Genomic DNA, 16116 nt, shown 5'->3' on the forward strand with positions numbered 1-16116 from the left:
CCGCTATTCGATCGGGAAAATCTTTTCCGGCGCTTGATAACGCACCGGATCAACCGAAAACTCGAATTCGCGCAAAGGTTTGCCGAGCGCATTGACCAGTGCGGACTCGATTTCGTTTCGAGCCGTTGCGGCAATCGCCTTGCGTCCATGATGATCTTCCGGGCTGAACGGCTCCAGAAAATGCAGCTCAAGCGGGAATGTGCCCTTGCGCGCCATGACGCGTTTGAAATTGTTAAGCCCGGTCTCATCACCGACCCAGCCAACCCATTCTGCAATCTCGCCGTAGAATAGCATGACCGGTTGAACGAGCACTCCTGGCGGCGGCGGCTCGAGCACGCGCAACATGCTAGTCTTGAACGGCAGCAGAGACTGGCCATCGGTTACAGTGCCTTCGGGAAATACCGTGACGGACCAATTGTCCGAAAGCACTTCACGCAATGAGTTGATTTGCTCGGCTACGCCCATGCGGTTCTCACGCCTAACGAAAACCGTGCGGTTGAGCCTCGACAGCCATCCGACGATTGGCACCTCGTTGAGTTCTGCCTTGGCGACAAATGCGGTGCCGCTCGCGCCAGCCAGCGCCAGGATATCAAGCCATGATAGATGGTTCGATATGAAGAACACATCGCGGCGCAAGGGTGTGCCGATCACTTTGACTCGCGCCCCGGCGACCCATGCGGCGAAGCGCAGGAAGTACATCGGAAAAGGCGAGCCATAGGCGAGCGCTCGATACAGGTAATGCACTGGTACGAGCAGCAGCAATGCCAGGAACAGCAGGAATACCCGCCTGCCCAGACGCACCCAGCCCATTGGCGATATTGGAGTTGGCTCACCGCGCGCCGCGGCTGCCCGTAACTCGGCGTCAGTCTTCGCGCGCGATGCGGACGCCATACAGTTCCATTCGATGGTCGACCAAGCGATAGCCGAGCTTCTCTGCTATAACTTTTTGCAAGGCTTCCAGTTCAGGATCGACAAATTCGACGACCTTGCCCGTCTCGACGTCGATCAGATGGTCATGGTGAGCTTCCGGCGCGGCTTCATAGCGCGCGCGGCCATCGCCAAAGTCATGCCTGTCCAGGATTCCCGCCTCTTCGAACAGGCGGACTGTGCGATAAACGGTGGCGATCGAAATCTTCGGATCGATAGAAGAAGCACGTTGATGCAGAAGCTCGACGTCAGGGTGATCTTCGCTATCCGACAGCACGCGCGCGATCACGCGGCGCTGCTCTGTGATACGCAGCCCCTTGTCGGCGCAAAGCTGCTCAAGATCGATTTTCTGCGACAATCCTGCCTCCGCTAGTGTTGGAGTACGCCTTGTATAGCCACAAGCTGCGGCGAAACAAGGCGCTCTTCAACAGACCACGGCCTGCGTCTTTAGGTGGTCTTTTTACGGCGACCGCGCTTCTGGCCGGGCATGCGGCCAAGGCCGATTTCCTTGGCCAATTTGCGGCGCGTTTCTGCGTAGTTCGGCGCGACCAGAGGATATTCGGGTCCGAGCTCCCACCGGGCGCGGTATTCGTCAGGCGTCATGCCATGCTCTGTCGACAAGTGACGCTTGAGCATTTTCATGCGCTTGCCGCAATCCAGGCAAACGATGTGATCCTTCTTCACTGAAGCCCGGACGGTAACAGCAGGCTCTGGGCGCTCTTCCTTTACGCCGGCCACCCCACCAAGCGTCGAGAGAGCTGAATACACATTGCTGATCAGCGATGGTACGCTTTCGACATCGACATTATTGTTGCTGACATGTGCAGCGACAATATCCGAAGTTAGCGTGATCAGCGTTTCTTTCATGTCTACTTCGGTCATATCCATAGAGTTCCTCACTTTTATTATATTTTGCTCTTCGGAGTGTAGCCCCCCGATTTGTTTCGCATGCACCTAATCTGCGAGATTTTCAAGGCATGTGTGTGTGAAATTCTACATAAATGAGTACTAATTCACATCAAATAGATAATCCATAAGTAATGGCATCCATACGATTTCCGTCTGAAAGCAAGTAGTATGCCCTGCGTCTGCCGATGGGTTCAAAGCCTGCCCGAAGGTATAATACTTTGGCTGGGTTGTTCTCGCGCATCTCAAGAAAAATATGTGATGCCCCGCGAGTGCGTGCGTCAACCTTCAATTGCGATAGCATTTTCTTTGCTGTACCCTGTCTTCGATAATTTGGATCGACCGCGATCAGCAGAAGCTCTTCTTCCCCCGGAGCGTGGCGCGTTATAAGAAAGCCGGTTGCTGTTTCATCTTGGCTGTCGCTAGTATTGAGAATGGCAAAAGTATTGGGAAGAAGAAGCGCATCTTCGACTTGGCGCCTGTTCCATGCTTCGCCCCATTGCGGGTCAAAGGCGGTCTCCATAACCGCCATGATCTGATCGACTTGGCTGATCTTGTTCATCCGGTTGGCAACTTCGCATCAGGCCCGCGGCCATAGATCGGCGCAAGGTTGGTCGTTAGGTGGGCTTCGCGGAGCAGGTAGGTCTTGCGGGCATCGGGCAGTATATTGAGTGCCACGCTCTGACCTCCCAATTGATCAGCCATTTCCTGCGCCCGATTTCCTGCAATGACTTGGTAGTTGCAGACAGCGACAGCTTCATCCGGCGTAAGTGACTGCACTTCGCTTTCAGGATTGCTGCCATGCGAATAGTTCTGAACGAACCATTCGCCATGCCCGCCATTCATGCAGACCATAAGCGGCGCATCCGGTCGCTCGCTCTGAGCCATTGCTGCGAGCAGCGTGAGTGTTGGATAACCTTGCACATCAGCATCCCATGCAAAGCCCAATGCGCGCGCTGCCGCGATCCCGATCCTGACGCCGGTAAAGCTACCCGGGCCAAGCGAGACCAGGATACGGTCCGCTTTGCCATTGTCGGGCAGCGCTTGGATCATCGGCACGAGCCGTTCGGCATGGCCGCGGCCCAATACAACATGTTGGCCCGCCAGCAATTGGTCTCCCTCGAACACGGCGACCGAGCAGGCCTCAGTTGCTGTTTCGATTGCGAGTGTTCGTTTGGGCGTCCGCATGGAAGTTGCGATGCCTCAAGCGGCCAAACGCTTCAAGTCAGACGATTGTGTTGAACGTGTCAAAATCCGGCCTTGGGCTGCGATCAAAGATGCTTTCCGGATCGCCGTAGCCCACAGAGCAGATGAAATTGACGCGGTGGCGCGGTTCATCGGCGAAGAATGCGGCGTTGACTGCGTCTGCATCGAAGCCCGACATAGGCCCACAATCGAGCCCGACCGCGCGTGCCGCCAGCATCAGATAGGCGCCCTGAAGCGTGGAATTGCGGAACGCGCCTTCCTTGCGGCCTTCTTCGTCGCCTTCGAACCAGCTTTTCGCGTCGCTATGCGGAAACAACCAGGGCAGCTCTTCATGGAAATCGATATCGTAACCGATCACGGCAGTCACTGGCGCGGCAAGGATCTTTGCCTTGTTGCCTTCCATGGCGCAGTTTGCAAGCGCCTGTTTTTGTTCGTCAGATTTGACCCAGACAATCCGCACAGGCTGCATGTTCGCCGATGTTGGCGCCATTTTCAGCAGGTCCCAGATCGCATGCAATTGCGCGTCAGTCACCGGCTTGTCGAGCCAGTCATTATAGGTGCGCGCTTCGTTGAACAGTTGATCGAGCGCGTCGACAGACAACACGGTTCCGTGAAATTGCTTGGTCATCAATCGTCCTTGAGTGTTAGGCTGCGCGCACTTCCAGCACCTCGGGAACATAATGCTTTAACAGGCCTTCGATGCCGTGCTTGAGCGTCGCTGTGCTGGAAGGGCATCCCGAGCATGCCCCTTGCAGGGTTAGGTAGACCACGCCGTCCTTGAAACCGCGATAGGCGATATCGCCGCCGTCACCGGCAACCGCAGGGCGCACTCGCGTTTCCAGCAATTCGTTGATCTGAGCCACGACGTCCGCATTGGCCGGATCATCTTCGACAACCAGTGTGTCTGCTTCGTCTGCGGGGATTGATATCCCCGATGCGTCACCGCCAGCAAACAGCGGCGCTTCTGAAACGAAATGGTCGAGCAGGATCGCGACCACTTGCGGCTTCAAATCGCTCCAACTGACGCCGGGCGCTGATGTGACGCTGATGAAGTCTGCTCCAAAAAAGACATTGGTGACTTCGCCGGTGTCGAAGATGGCCTGCGCCAAGGGGCTCGCTTCGGCGGCCTCGGGTGTCGCAAATTCGTGCGTTCCTGCGCTCATAACCTGCCGGCCAGGCAGGAATTTGAGGCTGGATGGGTTGGGTGTCGTTTCGGTTTCAATGAACATAGGTGTTAATGTAGGCGCGACGCAGCCTGCCGACAAGGCAGCAAAGCTTGGCGATCATTCACTATCCCTTCACTTGTTGCGCCCCTATAGTGAATTTCATGAAATCAATTGCCGGCGCATTTGGCGCAATCATTCTTCTTTCAACTCCGGTTGTGTTCGCCTCTGAGCTCTTGGCTCAGGATATTGCGGCAAAGCAGCAATCCGCGCCTGATCCGCAATTCCTTCAGGCGGAAGACGAAACACCGTGGCTGTATGAAGGCAGCAATGTTCCGGTGGACCGCGAATGGCAGTTCGGCGAGATCGACAATGGCTTGCGCTATGCAGTGCGCAACAATGGCGTTCCGCCGGGTCAGGTTTCGATCCGCGTTCGCATCGATGCTGGCTCCTTGCATGAAGAAGATAGCGAGCAGGGATTTGCGCATTTGCTAGAGCATATGCTGTTCCGTGAAAGCAAATACCTTGGTGAGGGCGAAGCGATCCCTCGCTGGCAGCGGCTGGGCGCGACGCTGGGGCATGACACCAATGCGAGCACCAGCCCCACTGCTACGGTCTACAACATCAATTTGCCCGCATTTACCCCAGCGAATCTTGAAGAGAGCTTCAAATTGCTGTCGGGCATGATCCGCGAACCTGTGTTGAGCGATGCCAATGTTGCAGCAGAGGTGCCGATCGTGCTCGCCGAAATGCGCGAGCAGGGCGGGGCGCAGCAAAGGGTCAGTGAGAAAACGCTGGAAACGCTGTTTGCAGGACAACGCCTGGCCAACCGTCGACCGATTGGCACGCCGGAAACGCTGGGCGCAGCAACGGGCGAGACTGTTCAGGCCTTCCATGCGCGCTGGTATCGGCCCGAGAACGCCGTGGTAGTTGCGGTGGGCGATGTTGATCCGCTGCTCCTGGCTAAACTGATCGAAACCTATTTCGGAGATTGGCAGGGGGAGGGGCCGTTGACCCCTGCTCCCGACTTTGGCGATCCGATCCCGCTGGCTGGGTCAAGCGGCGGTACGACGGTGGGCGAGCTTGCCGTCATTACAGAGCCGGACATGCCGCGCAGCCTGACTTATGCAGTGATGCGCCCGTGGCGCCCGGTGCAAGACACCGTGGTCTACAACGAAGGCCTGATGATCGAAGCCATTGCGCAGGCGATCATCAATCGCCGACTTGAGACCCGCGCACGCAGCGGGGGAAGCTTCCTCTATGCGCAAGTCCAGCAAGACGACATTTCCCGCTCTGCCGATGCGACGATTATCAGCTTCGCGCCTTTGGGTGGGGACTGGAACGCAGCCCTGGCCGATGTTCGCGGCGTGGTCGCGGATGCATTGGCTACACCGCCCAGCCAGGAAGAGATCGACCGCGAGGTCGCTGAATTCGACATCGCCTTTGCCAGCGAGGTCGAGCAATCCCGCGTGACTGCAGGCGGGCGGCTGGCTGACAATATCGTGCGCGCGGTTGATATTCGCGAGACGGTTGCTTCGGCGCAGGTTGCGCTCGACATCTTTCGCGGGACCAATCCGCGTTTCAACCCCGCTGAAGTTTTCGCTGCAACGCAAAAGCTGTTCGAGGGCGACGTTGTTCGCGGCGTCTATGTAACACCTGTTAGTGGCGAAGCCGAAGAGGCAGCTTTGCGTTTGGCTTTGGCCCGCGACACATCGCCCGATGAGAATGCGCGTTTGGCCAACAGGACAATCTCATTCGACGAATTGCCTGCGATTGGGCCGATCGGGACGATTCTCGAGCGCAAGGACATTGGCCTGCTGGACATTGAGCAGCTGACATTTGCCAATGGTGTGAATGTCATCTTGTGGTCGAACAATGACGAGCCCGGCCGCGTGTCGGCCAAGGTTCGGTTTGGCGCGGGCTATCGCGCATTCGAGGCCGAAGACGCACCTTATGTTTCGCTCGGCGAAATCGCGCTTGTATCCTCGGGTCTGGGCGAGATTGACGAAAATGATCTCGATCGTCTCGCAAACGGTCGCAAAATGGGCTTCGATTTCTCGATCGAAGACGCAGTCTTCACATTCACGGCGCAAACCCGTTCCGAAGATGTGCAAGATCAACTTTATCTGTTCGCGGCCAAACTGGGCATGCCGCGCTGGGATCCCAACCCGGTCTTGCGCGCCAAGGCTGCAGCAGAGATCGGTTATGCGTCCTACTCATCCAGCCCGGCTTCCATGATCTCGCGCGATTTGGATTACCTCTTGCGTGACAAGGATGAACGGTGGGCCACATCGACACCGGAAATGATGGCAAAGGTAACACCGGAGGGCTTCCGCGAGGTGTGGGAGCCTCGCCTTAAAGAAGGGGCGGTTGAAGTTTTGGTATTCGGCGAATTTGACCGCGAAGCTGTGGTCCAGACATTGCGCGAAACCTTTGGTGCCTTGCCAGCGCGCATGCCGTTGACGCCGGAAATCGCCAATCGATTGCCAGCATTCCCCGCACCTGACGCGCCGACCGAGGTGTTGGCTCATCGCGGCGATGCCAACCAGGCCGCAGCGGTCATCGCTTGGCCCACTGGAGGCGGCACTATTCGTCTGCGCGAATCTCGCCAGCTCGAAATCCTGACAGAGATATTCAACAATCGCCTGATGGATGCGCTGCGAGAGAAGTTGGGCGCTAGCTATGCGCCGCAAGCTATCTCTCGCTGGCCGGCCGACATCCCGCAAGGCGGGACAATCATGGCTCTGGCTCAGCTGGAGCCGCAAGATGTTCCAGTGTTCTTCGCTGAGGCTAACCAGATCGCAAAGGATCTGGCCGAAACAACACTGACAGAAGAGGAAATCGCGCGCGCCACGCAGCCATTGGGGCAACTCTACAGCAGGGCGGCGACCAGCAACTTTTTCTGGCTGCTGCAATTGGAAGGTGCCAGCACTGATCCAAAGCGGGTAAAGCTGGTACCAACCTTGATCCGAGACTATTCCAGCACGCGGCCTGAAATAATGCAATTGCTAGCGCGACGTTATCTGGCGGCGCGTCCCGGATGGCAATTGGCGGTGATTCCGCACGGGCAGGAATTGGCGGAAACTACGCCTACAATCCGGCCAGCGGCGCCTGCTGTAATGGGCCGATAGACAAGCAAAGCTTGGGTCATGACGTGAAATTTTGTTACCTTTTGTCCATATTGTGCTTTGTGCTTCTTAGTCCGGGCGTGTTAACGCTCTGACTGAATTTTAATGGAATGAGAATGTGACAGTGGCGCACAACTGGAAACCCGACGGCTGGAAAGCCCATGAAGCGCGGCATTTGCCGCATTACGAAGACGCAGCTGAACTAGCCGAGGCGGAAGCGACGCTGTCCGTCTATCCGCCGCTAGTCTTTGCCGGCGAAGCACGTGCGCTGAAGGCGGATCTGGCAGACGTGGCCAACGGCCATGCATTCCTGTTGCAGGGCGGTGACTGCGCGGAAAGCTTTGCCGAATTCCACCCGAACAATATCCGCGACACTTTCCGCGTGCTTTTGCAGATGGCGGTTGTGATGACTTTCGCCAGCAAGCGGCCAGTGGTGAAGGTCGGCCGCATGGCTGGTCAGTTTGCCAAGCCGCGCAGTTCCGCAACGGAAACGCAAGGCGACCTGACATTGCCGAGTTATTTCGGTGACAACATCAACGGGATCGATTTCGATCCGGTGCAGCGCCGCAATGACCCGGCGCGGATGGTAAAGGCCTATTCACAAGCGGCCGCGACGCTCAATCTGCTGCGCGCGTTTGCCGGTGGCGGCTATGCCAACCTGCGTCAGGTGCACCAGTGGACGCTCGATTTCATGGGGCGCACGCCCTGGGCGGAAAAGTTCGCGGAAACCGCTGACAAGATTGGCGACGCGCTCGATTTCATGGAAGCTTGCGGCGTTGATCCGGCAACTGTCCCGCAATTGCAGGGCACAAGCTTTTATACCAGCCACGAAGCGCTGCTGCTGCCATACGAGCAAGCTCTGACGCGCCAAGATTCTCTGACTGGAGATTGGTACGCCACCAGCGCGCATATGGTCTGGATCGGCGATCGAACACGCTTCCCGGGCAGCGCGCACATTGAATTTGCGCGCGGCATCGGCAATCCGTTGGGTATGAAGTGCGGACCGTCGCTCGAACCGGACGCTCTGCTTGAACTGCTCGACGTGCTCAATCCATCGCGAGAAGCGGGCCGGATCACGCTGATCAGCCGCTTTGGCCATGACAAGGTCGAAGAGGGGCTGCCCAAACTCGTGCGCGCGGTGAAACGCGAAGGGCATCCGGTGGTTTGGAGCTGTGATCCGATGCACGGCAATGTGATCAAGTCGGACAGCGGCTACAAAACCCGTCCGTTTGATCGCATCCTCTCGGAAGTGAAGGGCTTCTTCAATGTGCATCATTCGGAAGGGACTCATCCGGGCGGCATCCATATCGAGATGACCGGGCAGGATGTAACCGAATGTGTCGGTGGGGCAGTGGCGATTACAGATGAGGCGCTAGGCGATCGCTATCACACCCATTGCGATCCGCGTTTGAATGCGGCGCAGTCGCTAGAGCTGGCATTCCTGATCGCGGAGATGCTCAACCAGCAAGTGAACGAGCAACAGGCCAACGCGGCCTGACCAGCGTTTGCCACCTTCAGTCGCTGGGCATGCCTTTCAATTGTAACGCCTTTCGGGCATGATCTTGCCAGCACAAGCTGACGCGGGAGAAGTAACGTGCCTGAATCGCTTGCCAGCGCTGTTGTTGATCGGGCGGCTGGGCTAGCCGATAGATTTCGCGCAACACGGCGTTTGAGCAAAGCGTTGGTTGCGCCGCTCAGCGATGCCGACGCCACGATCCAGTCGATGGAAGATGCTTCGCCAGCGAAGTGGCATCTGGCCCACACGACATGGTTCTGGGAAACATTCCTGCTGCGCGGTCATGCGCGCGGGTATCAGCTGTTCAACGAGCAGTATCCATTCCTGTTCAACTCCTACTACGAAGCAGAGGGCGAACGGATTGCCCGTTTCTCGCGCGGGATGCTGTCGCGCCCGACTTTGGAGCAAATCCTCGAATGGCGATCACATGTTGACGCTGCGATGGAGCGTTTGCTTGATGATCCGGCGCACAGCGATCTGATTGAACTGGGTATCGCGCATGAACAGCAGCACCAGGAATTGCTGCTGACAGATATCAAGCATGCGCTGTTCCAGAACCCGCTCGGCCCAGCGATGTTTGACGGCGCTTTACCAGAATCGGGATCAGCGAAAGAAGGCTGGCACGAACATCCTGGCGGTATCGCAATGATTGGGTACGAAGGCAGTGGCTTTGCGTTCGACAATGAAGGGCCATGCCATCGGGTCTTGCTGGAACCCTTTGCACTGTCAAAACGGCTTGTGATCAATCGCGAATGGGCGGAGTTCATTTCGGATGGCGGTTACACCAATCCTTCGCTTTGGCTGTCTGATGGTTGGGCCTGGGTTCGAGGCGATCGCATCTCTGCGCCGCTTTATTGGCGCGAAGGCGAGCAATTCACTCTGAACGGATGGCAGGATCGCGATCCCGACGCGCCGGTCACGCATATCTCCTATTTCGAAGCTGATGCCTTTGCCAGCTGGGCTGGTAACCGATTGCCGACCGAGTTCGAATGGGAAGCTATGGGACAGGCACAAGACTCTGCGGCAGGTAACCAGCTGGATGATGCAAGCGGGGTGCAACCCACTGGCGGCGACAGTCTGTTCGGCGATTGCTGGCAATTCACCCGCTCGGCCTACTTGCCGTACCCCCGCTTCAAGCCCGCGCCGGGCGCAGTGGGCGAATACAACGGCAAATTCATGAGCGGCCAGTTTGTGTTGAAAGGTGCCAGCTGCGCTACGGTGCGCGGGCACTCGCGTTCCTCTTATCGCAATTTCTTCTACCCGCATCAGCGTTGGCAATTCACTGGCCTGCGCTTGGCAAAGGACTTTTGATGAACGCGTCTGAAGGCATGAGGCTGATCAATCTTGACGAAGATGGCGTGGACCGCGCGTTCAGGCAGGACGTTTTGGCAGGGCTGAAGCAAGTCCCCAAGGCGATCCCGGCACGCTGGCTATATGACGATGCCGGTTCACAATTGTTTGAGGAAATCACGCAGCTGCCCGAATATTATCCGACACGCGCGGAGACCGATATTCTGAAAACGCGCGGCGGTGAATTCGCGGAATTGATCGGTCCGGGCAGGGCAGTGGTCGAATTCGGCTCTGGCAGTTCCGTTAAAACTCCGGTGTTGCTGTCTGCTATTGCGCCTGCGGCCTATGTACCGCTTGATATCTCTGGTGACTTCCTGCGCGCTTCGTCCGCTGAGCTCGCAGCCAAGTTTCCCGGCCTTCCAGTCTATCCGGTCGAGGCGGATTTCATGCGCAAGGTCGCACTGCCTGATGCAGTTTCGGACATGCCCAAACTTGGTTTTTTCCCGGGTTCCACCATCGGCAATATGGTCGCGCGTACTGCAGTGGATCTGCTGCGGACAGTGCGCGAAACGCTGGGCGAGGGCTCAAAGCTCTTGATCGGTATGGACCTGATCAAGGATCCCGATGTCCTGATTGCCGCCTATGATGATGCGGCGGGTGTAACCGCTGAATTCAATTACAACCTTGTCCGTCGGATTAATCGTGAGCTCGATGGCGACATTCCGCTTGAATTCTTGCGGCATGAAGCGCGCTGGAATGATGACTTTGCGCGGATCGAGATGCACTTGGTCGCGCAGAAAGACATTAGCTTCAGCGTGTCAGGCCAGCCATTTGCACTGGCTCAAGGCGAGAGTTTGCACACTGAAAACAGCCACAAATTCAGCCGACGTACGGGGAACACATTGCTGTTGGCAGGTGGGTGGACACCAACTCATCGATGGCTTGATAGCAAGGAACGCTTCTCGCTCGTGTTGGCCGACGCGTCGATCCCGCGCAGCGCACCCTAGTTGGCAGCAGATGGACCTGCGCCCATTAGCTTCCTATATTCCGGTGATGTCGATCAAGGCCCTCTGGGAATATCTGGCGATGACCATTTCCGCGATCCCGCGTTCGGGATTGCTGTTGATGGTGGTCGCGGCAATCGCCGTAAGCGCGATCGGATCGCTAATGGTTCGCCGGAAAGTGCCACTGGGGCTGATGGTTCGGCGCGCCAGCACGGTTGTATTGGGCGGCGTTCTGCTGGTCGTTGTGTTGCAATTGTCGCGCTTCGATTCACGTCTGGAGATAGCTGTTCCGCAGTTTGGCTTGCCCGAACAGATCGTTGAAGGCGGCGAAACCCGCATCCCCATGGCACCTGACGGGCATTTCTGGCTGCGCGCACAGATTAACGGTGTGCCGGCAAATTTCCTCGTCGATACGGGCGCTACGCTAACGGCCATTTCTCAGGATCTGGCGGATCGCGCAGCGATCAAACCACGACCTGGCGGATTGCCCGTTACCATCAACACCGCCAACGGCCCAGTCTCAGCTGAACTGTCTACCATTGACGAAATGCGCTTTGGCAGTGTGGCCGCCCGCGGGCTCGACGTAGTAATCGCGCCGTCTCTTGGTCAGACTAATGTTGTCGGGATGAATTTGCTATCGCGGCTCGCGTCATGGCGCGTTGAGGGCAACAATATGATTTTGGTGCCTAATAATCCGCAGCCCGAATCTGATCAGCGCTAGCCAGGCAAGGGAGGCAGAGGCTGTGGCAGGGCGGAAATCCGTTCTGCAAGGAAGTCGAATACCAGTCGGATGCGGCGGCTTGTCTTCAGTTCGCGGTGCGAGACAAGCCAGAGCTGGTAAGCAAATCCAGGCATAAACGGGGCGGCGCGTTCAACGCCGGGTTCACCATCGCCGCGGGACTCGGAGTTTACGCCAATGCCCATGCACGCCACGTTTCCCACGTCACGGCAGTCGATGTTTCAGAGAAGATGCTGGAATTCGCGAAGATAAATGCGGCGGAAGCTAACGTCGACAATGTGACATTCAGGGCTACCTCAATCGAAAGTTTTGAGGCCGCTGATGGCAGCTATGATGCTGTATTGATGCTAAGCCTACTGCATTTGCTGGAGAATCCCCGCGCTGCGCTGGACAAGGCGCACCGGCTTCTCAAACCTGGCGGCTTGCTGATCACCAGCACAGCGTGCCTTGGTGATAGTATGCGCTGGTTCGGCATGATTGCTCCGGTCGGCGCAGCATTGGGCCTGATACCCAAAGTCCAGTTCCTGTTCGTGGAAGAATTGCGCAGCGAGATCGCAGACCGTGGATTTGCCAGTCTGGAAGAATTCAATCAGGGCGACAATCGCACCTACTTTCAAATCGCGCGCAAGCTTGCGTAGCGATCCGGGCGGCTGGTCAGCCCCCCAAGTACCTCGCTTTTGGCCAGCCGCCCACCCTCACTGATCGACCGACATTTCACTAGTGGATCGTATCTCTATGCCCAGCTAGCCCTTACCGCGATGATCGTAGGAGAGCGCGCATGAAAGAACTGTTTGATCTTACTGGAAAGGTTGCCGTTGTTACGGGAGCAGGCCGCGGCATTGGAGAAGGTATCGCCACGCTGCTGGCAGATGCTGGCGCTGATGTGGTTTGCGCGGCGCGCTCTACCGACCAGATCGAACATACCGCCAAGCTGATCAATGAAAGCAATTCCGGCGGGCGTGCGGTCGCGCAAAAGACCGATGTATCGAGCGCGGAAGATATGGAAGCGCTGGCTCAGCGCGCGGTCGATGAATTCGGGCGGCTAGATATCTGGATTAACAATGCCGGTGGATCGCTGGTTTCCGCACCTCTGACTGAGCTTGATCCGGCAGAATGGGACAAGACACTGGCCGTCAATCTGACGTCGGTTTTCTGGGGCGTACGTGCGGCGGCCAAACACATGAAAGACGGCGGCTCGATTGTGAACACGTCATCGATGGCGGGGCGCGATCCGTTTCCCGGAAGCGGGCATTATAGCGCGGCCAAGGCCGGCGTGAATATGCTCACCAAAACACTTGCTCTGGAGTTGGGGCCACAAAAGATTCGTATCAACGCGATCTTGCCCGGGTTTGTGCCGACAGATACAGTGAAGAAGGCACTCGACATGACAGACGCAGATTTCGGGCCTCTGCTTGAACAGCTTAATCTTCCGGCTGGAAGGCTTGGGACACCGCGTGATATTGCAGCTTGTGTGCTATACCTTGTCGGGGGATCAGGAGAGTGGGTCACGGGTCAATGCCTTTGTGTTGCTGGAACGGTATAGCACTCGGTCTACTGACCCTTGGTCGGCGTTAAAAGCCTACTGAATGTTATCAATCAGGGCCAAATGTTTTCTAAATTTTCATATCTATTCAATACGCTATTAATATTTCGTTCAATTTAATGAGGATTTTGGGAAGGGTAAATTAACCGTAGTAAATTCAATCATCAGTATGAAAATTCTTACAAACATCATTACAATTGTCTTGGTCTCGACTTTAGTTTCTTGTGGAGACGAAGGGCAACAAATGCCACCAAATACGGTTGGAGGAGGGGGTGTTCTGCCACCATCGCCACCCGTGTCTTCTCCTGCTTCCTTTGATACCTTGGTTTTTGAAGATCAGTTTGCGAATGGCTCACTGGATAGAAGTATATGGAATGTTGTCGGGCCGGATTTTTGGGTAAATAACGAACAGCAAGCCTATATAGACTCTTCGGACACAATATTCTTTGAAGCTGCAACAGGTTCTGAAGATGATGCAGTGTTGGTTCTCAAACCTGAATGGCGCGAGGGTTATCCAACACCAACTGGTCGTATAGTGGATTTTGTTTCTGGCCGTATTAACTCTCGCAACAAACTTGATGTTACGTATGCAAAGGTTTCAGCTCGAATTCGGATGCCTGATGCCCAAGGAGTTTGGCCCGCGTTTTGGCTTCTCGGATATGGTAGTTGGCCTAATTCTGGCGAAACCGATATCATGGAATATGTTGGTGAAAAGGCGTGGACGAGTTCGGCTTTGCATGGCCCTGGATATTCTGGCGGAGAGAGCATTGGGGCGCGAAATAATTTTGAAGACGGTGCAGAAGTATCTGATTGGCATATATATACGGTCGAGCGGCGTACTGAAGATGTAAGATTTTTTGTAGACGAAGAAGAATTTTTTAGAGTTACAAGAGCGGAGGTTGAGGAGCGAGGTGAATGGAGATTTGATAGAGCTCAACATTTAATTTTGAATTTTGCTCTGGGAGGAAATTATCCTCAAGGCGTTAATGGAGTGAATTCACCTTATCCTGGCTTGCCTGCGGCCACAGTAGAGGCAATTAAGGCTAATGAAATCAGTATGGAAGTAGACTGGGTCCGCATTTGGGAATGATCAAAAATATTTTTGATTAGGTTGGCTGGGGTGGCAGGATTCGAACCTGCGCATGCCGGTACCAAAAACCAGTGCCTTACCACTTGGCTACACCCCAGCAGAGGGGCGGTCTATAACGGCTTGTGCGCGGATGTGAAGTGCAAACGCGCTGTTTTATGCAGGCCTTTGTCTGAGTGTCTATGCAGGCCTCGCGCGGCGCTGAGCCAATTCGCTTTCTATTGCCGCCAAAGTGCGTCGATCGATGTTGTAAAACAGCATCGCGATCCCGCCAGGAACCAGAACAATCGCCGGGATAATCGCGAAAGCGAGGTTGATTCCCATTATGGCGCTTTCGGATTGCTGCTCCCCCGCGACAAAGCCGGTCATACTGATGATTAGACCGGGTAGAGCGAGACCAAATGCAACGCCGGTCTTCACAGCGAAGATTGATGCGGCGACCACCAGAGCTGTCATCTGCTTACGCGAACGCCAGTCGACATATTCCGCGATATCCGTGAACATCGCGTAGGCCAGAACCATCAGCATGCCGAAGCCGATCCCAACTCCAAATTGTGCAAATGTTTGCAGCCATACAGCGTCCAGCGGCATGGAGTGGAACAGCATGATCGTCGAAGCTTTTAGTGCCCCGGCAAAGATCACGAGATGCGATTTTTCAAACCGCCGCTGCAGGAAATTGGCGAAGATCACGCCTGTAATCTGACCTATCGCCAAAGCAGTCAGGAAAAGCGCGGGGCGATCAAGAAACGCGAGGACCGGCGAGCCATCGTCGCCTGCAACATACTCGAAAAAGAACAGCGCGCTGGCTTGTCGGGCGGCAATTGCTGTGACGCCCAAGATCGCGGCTATTGCCACCGCGATCCACGGGCCGGTCACGACCAGTTCCTTGCAATCACCCAGAATAGATCCGTTTTCCTGGTTCGGCTCGATCCGTTCTTTGGTGGTGAAGAACGTTGCCAAGAGGCAAAAGAATGAAACGCCTGCAATGCACGCCATTGTCCACATAATGCCGCTTGCCTCGTCTCCGCCACCCAGTTCGCGCACCAGCGTAGTTCCAAGAACACCAATCAAGATCCCCGACATTGCCGAGAAGAACATACGGTATGCGGTAACGCTGCCACGTTGTTCGGCGCTGGGAGATATCACACCCAGCAGACCGCCGTAGGGCACGTTCACGAAGGTGTAGACCAGCATCGCGAGCGTGTAGGTGACATAGGCCCAGATCAGCAGGCCGGTTGGGCTCAAATCTGGCGCTGCAAACACCAATACGCCAAAAAAGCCAAACGGCACCGCTCCAAACAGCATGTATGGCCGGTATCGGCCCCAGCGGCTGCGCGTGCGGTCGGAAATTGCGCCCATCATCGGGTCAGTCACCGCGTCGACCAGCTTGGTCAGGAGCAACATCAAGCTGATCGCGGCAGGCGCCAGACCGTTCAGATCGACCAGAAAATAGAACAGGAAAAAGCCGAAAAAATTGAGATAGAGCCCGGAGGCAAGGTCTCCCACGCCGTAGCCCAGCTTCTCTTTCAGCTTGATGCGCTCAGGCGGGACGTGGTCCAATCAGCACTCCAATAACGGCTTGGCGGCCCAGGCAAAAACCCTGTGCC

Annotated in this window: 16 protein-coding genes and 1 tRNA gene; 8 read left to right on the forward strand and 9 right to left on the reverse strand. The window is 56.2% G+C overall.

All coding sequences use genetic code 11. The features are described from left to right. Positions 1–3: 3 nt before the first annotated feature. The 7 genes from QQX03_RS05305 to QQX03_RS05335 all read right to left on the reverse strand — a co-directional run bounded on the left by QQX03_RS05305 (position 4) and on the right by QQX03_RS05335 (position 4268). Positions 4–891 carry a lysophospholipid acyltransferase family protein gene (locus QQX03_RS05305; RefSeq protein WP_285976823.1) on the reverse strand — a complete coding sequence of 296 codons (888 nt, stop codon included), beginning with the start codon at positions 889–891 and terminating at the stop codon, positions 4–6. Further along, positions 863–1285 carry a Fur family transcriptional regulator gene (locus QQX03_RS05310; RefSeq protein ID WP_285976824.1) on the reverse strand — a complete coding sequence of 141 codons (423 nt, stop codon included), beginning with the start codon at positions 1283–1285 and terminating at the stop codon, positions 863–865. The genes QQX03_RS05305 and QQX03_RS05310 overlap by 29 nt, the downstream gene beginning before the upstream one ends. Before the next feature lie 89 nt (positions 1286–1374). Next, on the reverse strand, positions 1375–1815 hold the full coding sequence (locus QQX03_RS05315; RefSeq protein WP_285976825.1) for a Ros/MucR family transcriptional regulator: 441 nt from the start codon (positions 1813–1815) through the stop codon (positions 1375–1377). A gap of 130 nt (positions 1816–1945) precedes the next feature. Next, on the reverse strand, positions 1946–2395 hold the full coding sequence (locus QQX03_RS05320; protein ID WP_285976826.1) for a GNAT family N-acetyltransferase: 450 nt from the start codon (positions 2393–2395) through the stop codon (positions 1946–1948). Continuing rightward, positions 2392–3021, reverse strand: a complete 630-nt coding sequence (gene tsaB, locus QQX03_RS05325) for a tRNA (adenosine(37)-N6)-threonylcarbamoyltransferase complex dimerization subunit type 1 TsaB (RefSeq protein ID WP_285976827.1) — start codon at positions 3019–3021, stop codon at positions 2392–2394. Before tsaB ends, QQX03_RS05320 begins: the two co-directional genes overlap by 4 nt. 37 nt (positions 3022–3058) lie before the next feature. Beyond that, the gene (locus QQX03_RS05330) at positions 3059–3667 is read right to left on the reverse strand and encodes a malonic semialdehyde reductase (RefSeq protein ID WP_285976828.1); all 609 of its coding nucleotides are present in this window, start codon (positions 3665–3667) and stop codon (positions 3059–3061) included. 16 nt (positions 3668–3683) lie between these two features. Beyond that, on the reverse strand, positions 3684–4268 hold the full coding sequence (locus tag QQX03_RS05335; RefSeq protein WP_285976829.1) for a NifU family protein: 585 nt from the start codon (positions 4266–4268) through the stop codon (positions 3684–3686). A 98-nt stretch (positions 4269–4366) separates the two neighbouring features. Between QQX03_RS05335 and QQX03_RS05340 the strand changes: the two genes are divergently transcribed. From QQX03_RS05340 to QQX03_RS05375, 8 genes are all read left to right on the forward strand, one after another. Continuing rightward, on the forward strand, positions 4367–7333 hold the full coding sequence (locus QQX03_RS05340) for a M16 family metallopeptidase (protein WP_285976830.1): 2967 nt from the start codon (positions 4367–4369) through the stop codon (positions 7331–7333). Between the two features lie 121 nt (positions 7334–7454). After that, a complete protein-coding gene (locus QQX03_RS05345) occupies positions 7455–8828 on the forward strand; it encodes a class II 3-deoxy-7-phosphoheptulonate synthase (RefSeq protein ID WP_285976831.1) in 1374 nt (457 codons plus the stop codon). 96 nt (positions 8829–8924) lie between these two features. Continuing rightward, positions 8925–10157, forward strand: coding sequence for an ergothioneine biosynthesis protein EgtB (egtB, locus tag QQX03_RS05350; protein WP_285976832.1), 1233 nt, complete (start codon positions 8925–8927; stop codon positions 10155–10157). Next, positions 10157–11143, forward strand: coding sequence for an L-histidine N(alpha)-methyltransferase (gene egtD / locus QQX03_RS05355; protein WP_285976833.1), 987 nt, complete (start codon positions 10157–10159; stop codon positions 11141–11143). The genes egtB and egtD overlap by 1 nt, the downstream gene beginning before the upstream one ends. 46 nt (positions 11144–11189) lie before the next feature. Next, positions 11190–11861 (forward strand): retropepsin-like aspartic protease family protein, encoded by a 672-nt coding sequence (locus tag QQX03_RS05360; protein ID WP_285976834.1) that lies wholly within the window; start codon positions 11190–11192, stop codon positions 11859–11861. A 95-nt stretch (positions 11862–11956) separates the two neighbouring features. Next, a complete protein-coding gene (locus QQX03_RS05365) occupies positions 11957–12517 on the forward strand; it encodes a class I SAM-dependent methyltransferase (protein WP_285976835.1) in 561 nt (186 codons plus the stop codon). Between the two features lie 140 nt (positions 12518–12657). After that, positions 12658–13422, forward strand: coding sequence for an SDR family NAD(P)-dependent oxidoreductase (locus tag QQX03_RS05370; protein WP_285976836.1), 765 nt, complete (start codon positions 12658–12660; stop codon positions 13420–13422). Positions 13423–13591: 169 nt separating this feature from the next. After that, positions 13592–14512 (forward strand): glycoside hydrolase family 16 protein, encoded by a 921-nt coding sequence (locus QQX03_RS05375; RefSeq protein ID WP_285976837.1) that lies wholly within the window; start codon positions 13592–13594, stop codon positions 14510–14512. A 22-nt stretch (positions 14513–14534) separates the two neighbouring features. On the opposite strand, the gene QQX03_RS05380 is transcribed toward QQX03_RS05375, so the two are convergent. Both QQX03_RS05380 and QQX03_RS05385 read right to left on the reverse strand, forming a co-directional pair. Continuing rightward, positions 14535–14609 (reverse strand) — tRNA-Gln (locus QQX03_RS05380). A gap of 80 nt (positions 14610–14689) precedes the next feature. Beyond that, positions 14690–16069, reverse strand: coding sequence for an MFS transporter (locus QQX03_RS05385; protein ID WP_285976838.1), 1380 nt, complete (start codon positions 16067–16069; stop codon positions 14690–14692). Between the last annotated feature and the right edge of the window lie 47 nt (positions 16070–16116).

Source organism: Altererythrobacter rubellus (assembly GCF_030284385.1).
In the GTDB taxonomy this organism is placed as follows: Bacteria; Pseudomonadota; Alphaproteobacteria; order Sphingomonadales; family Sphingomonadaceae; genus Erythrobacter; species Erythrobacter rubellus.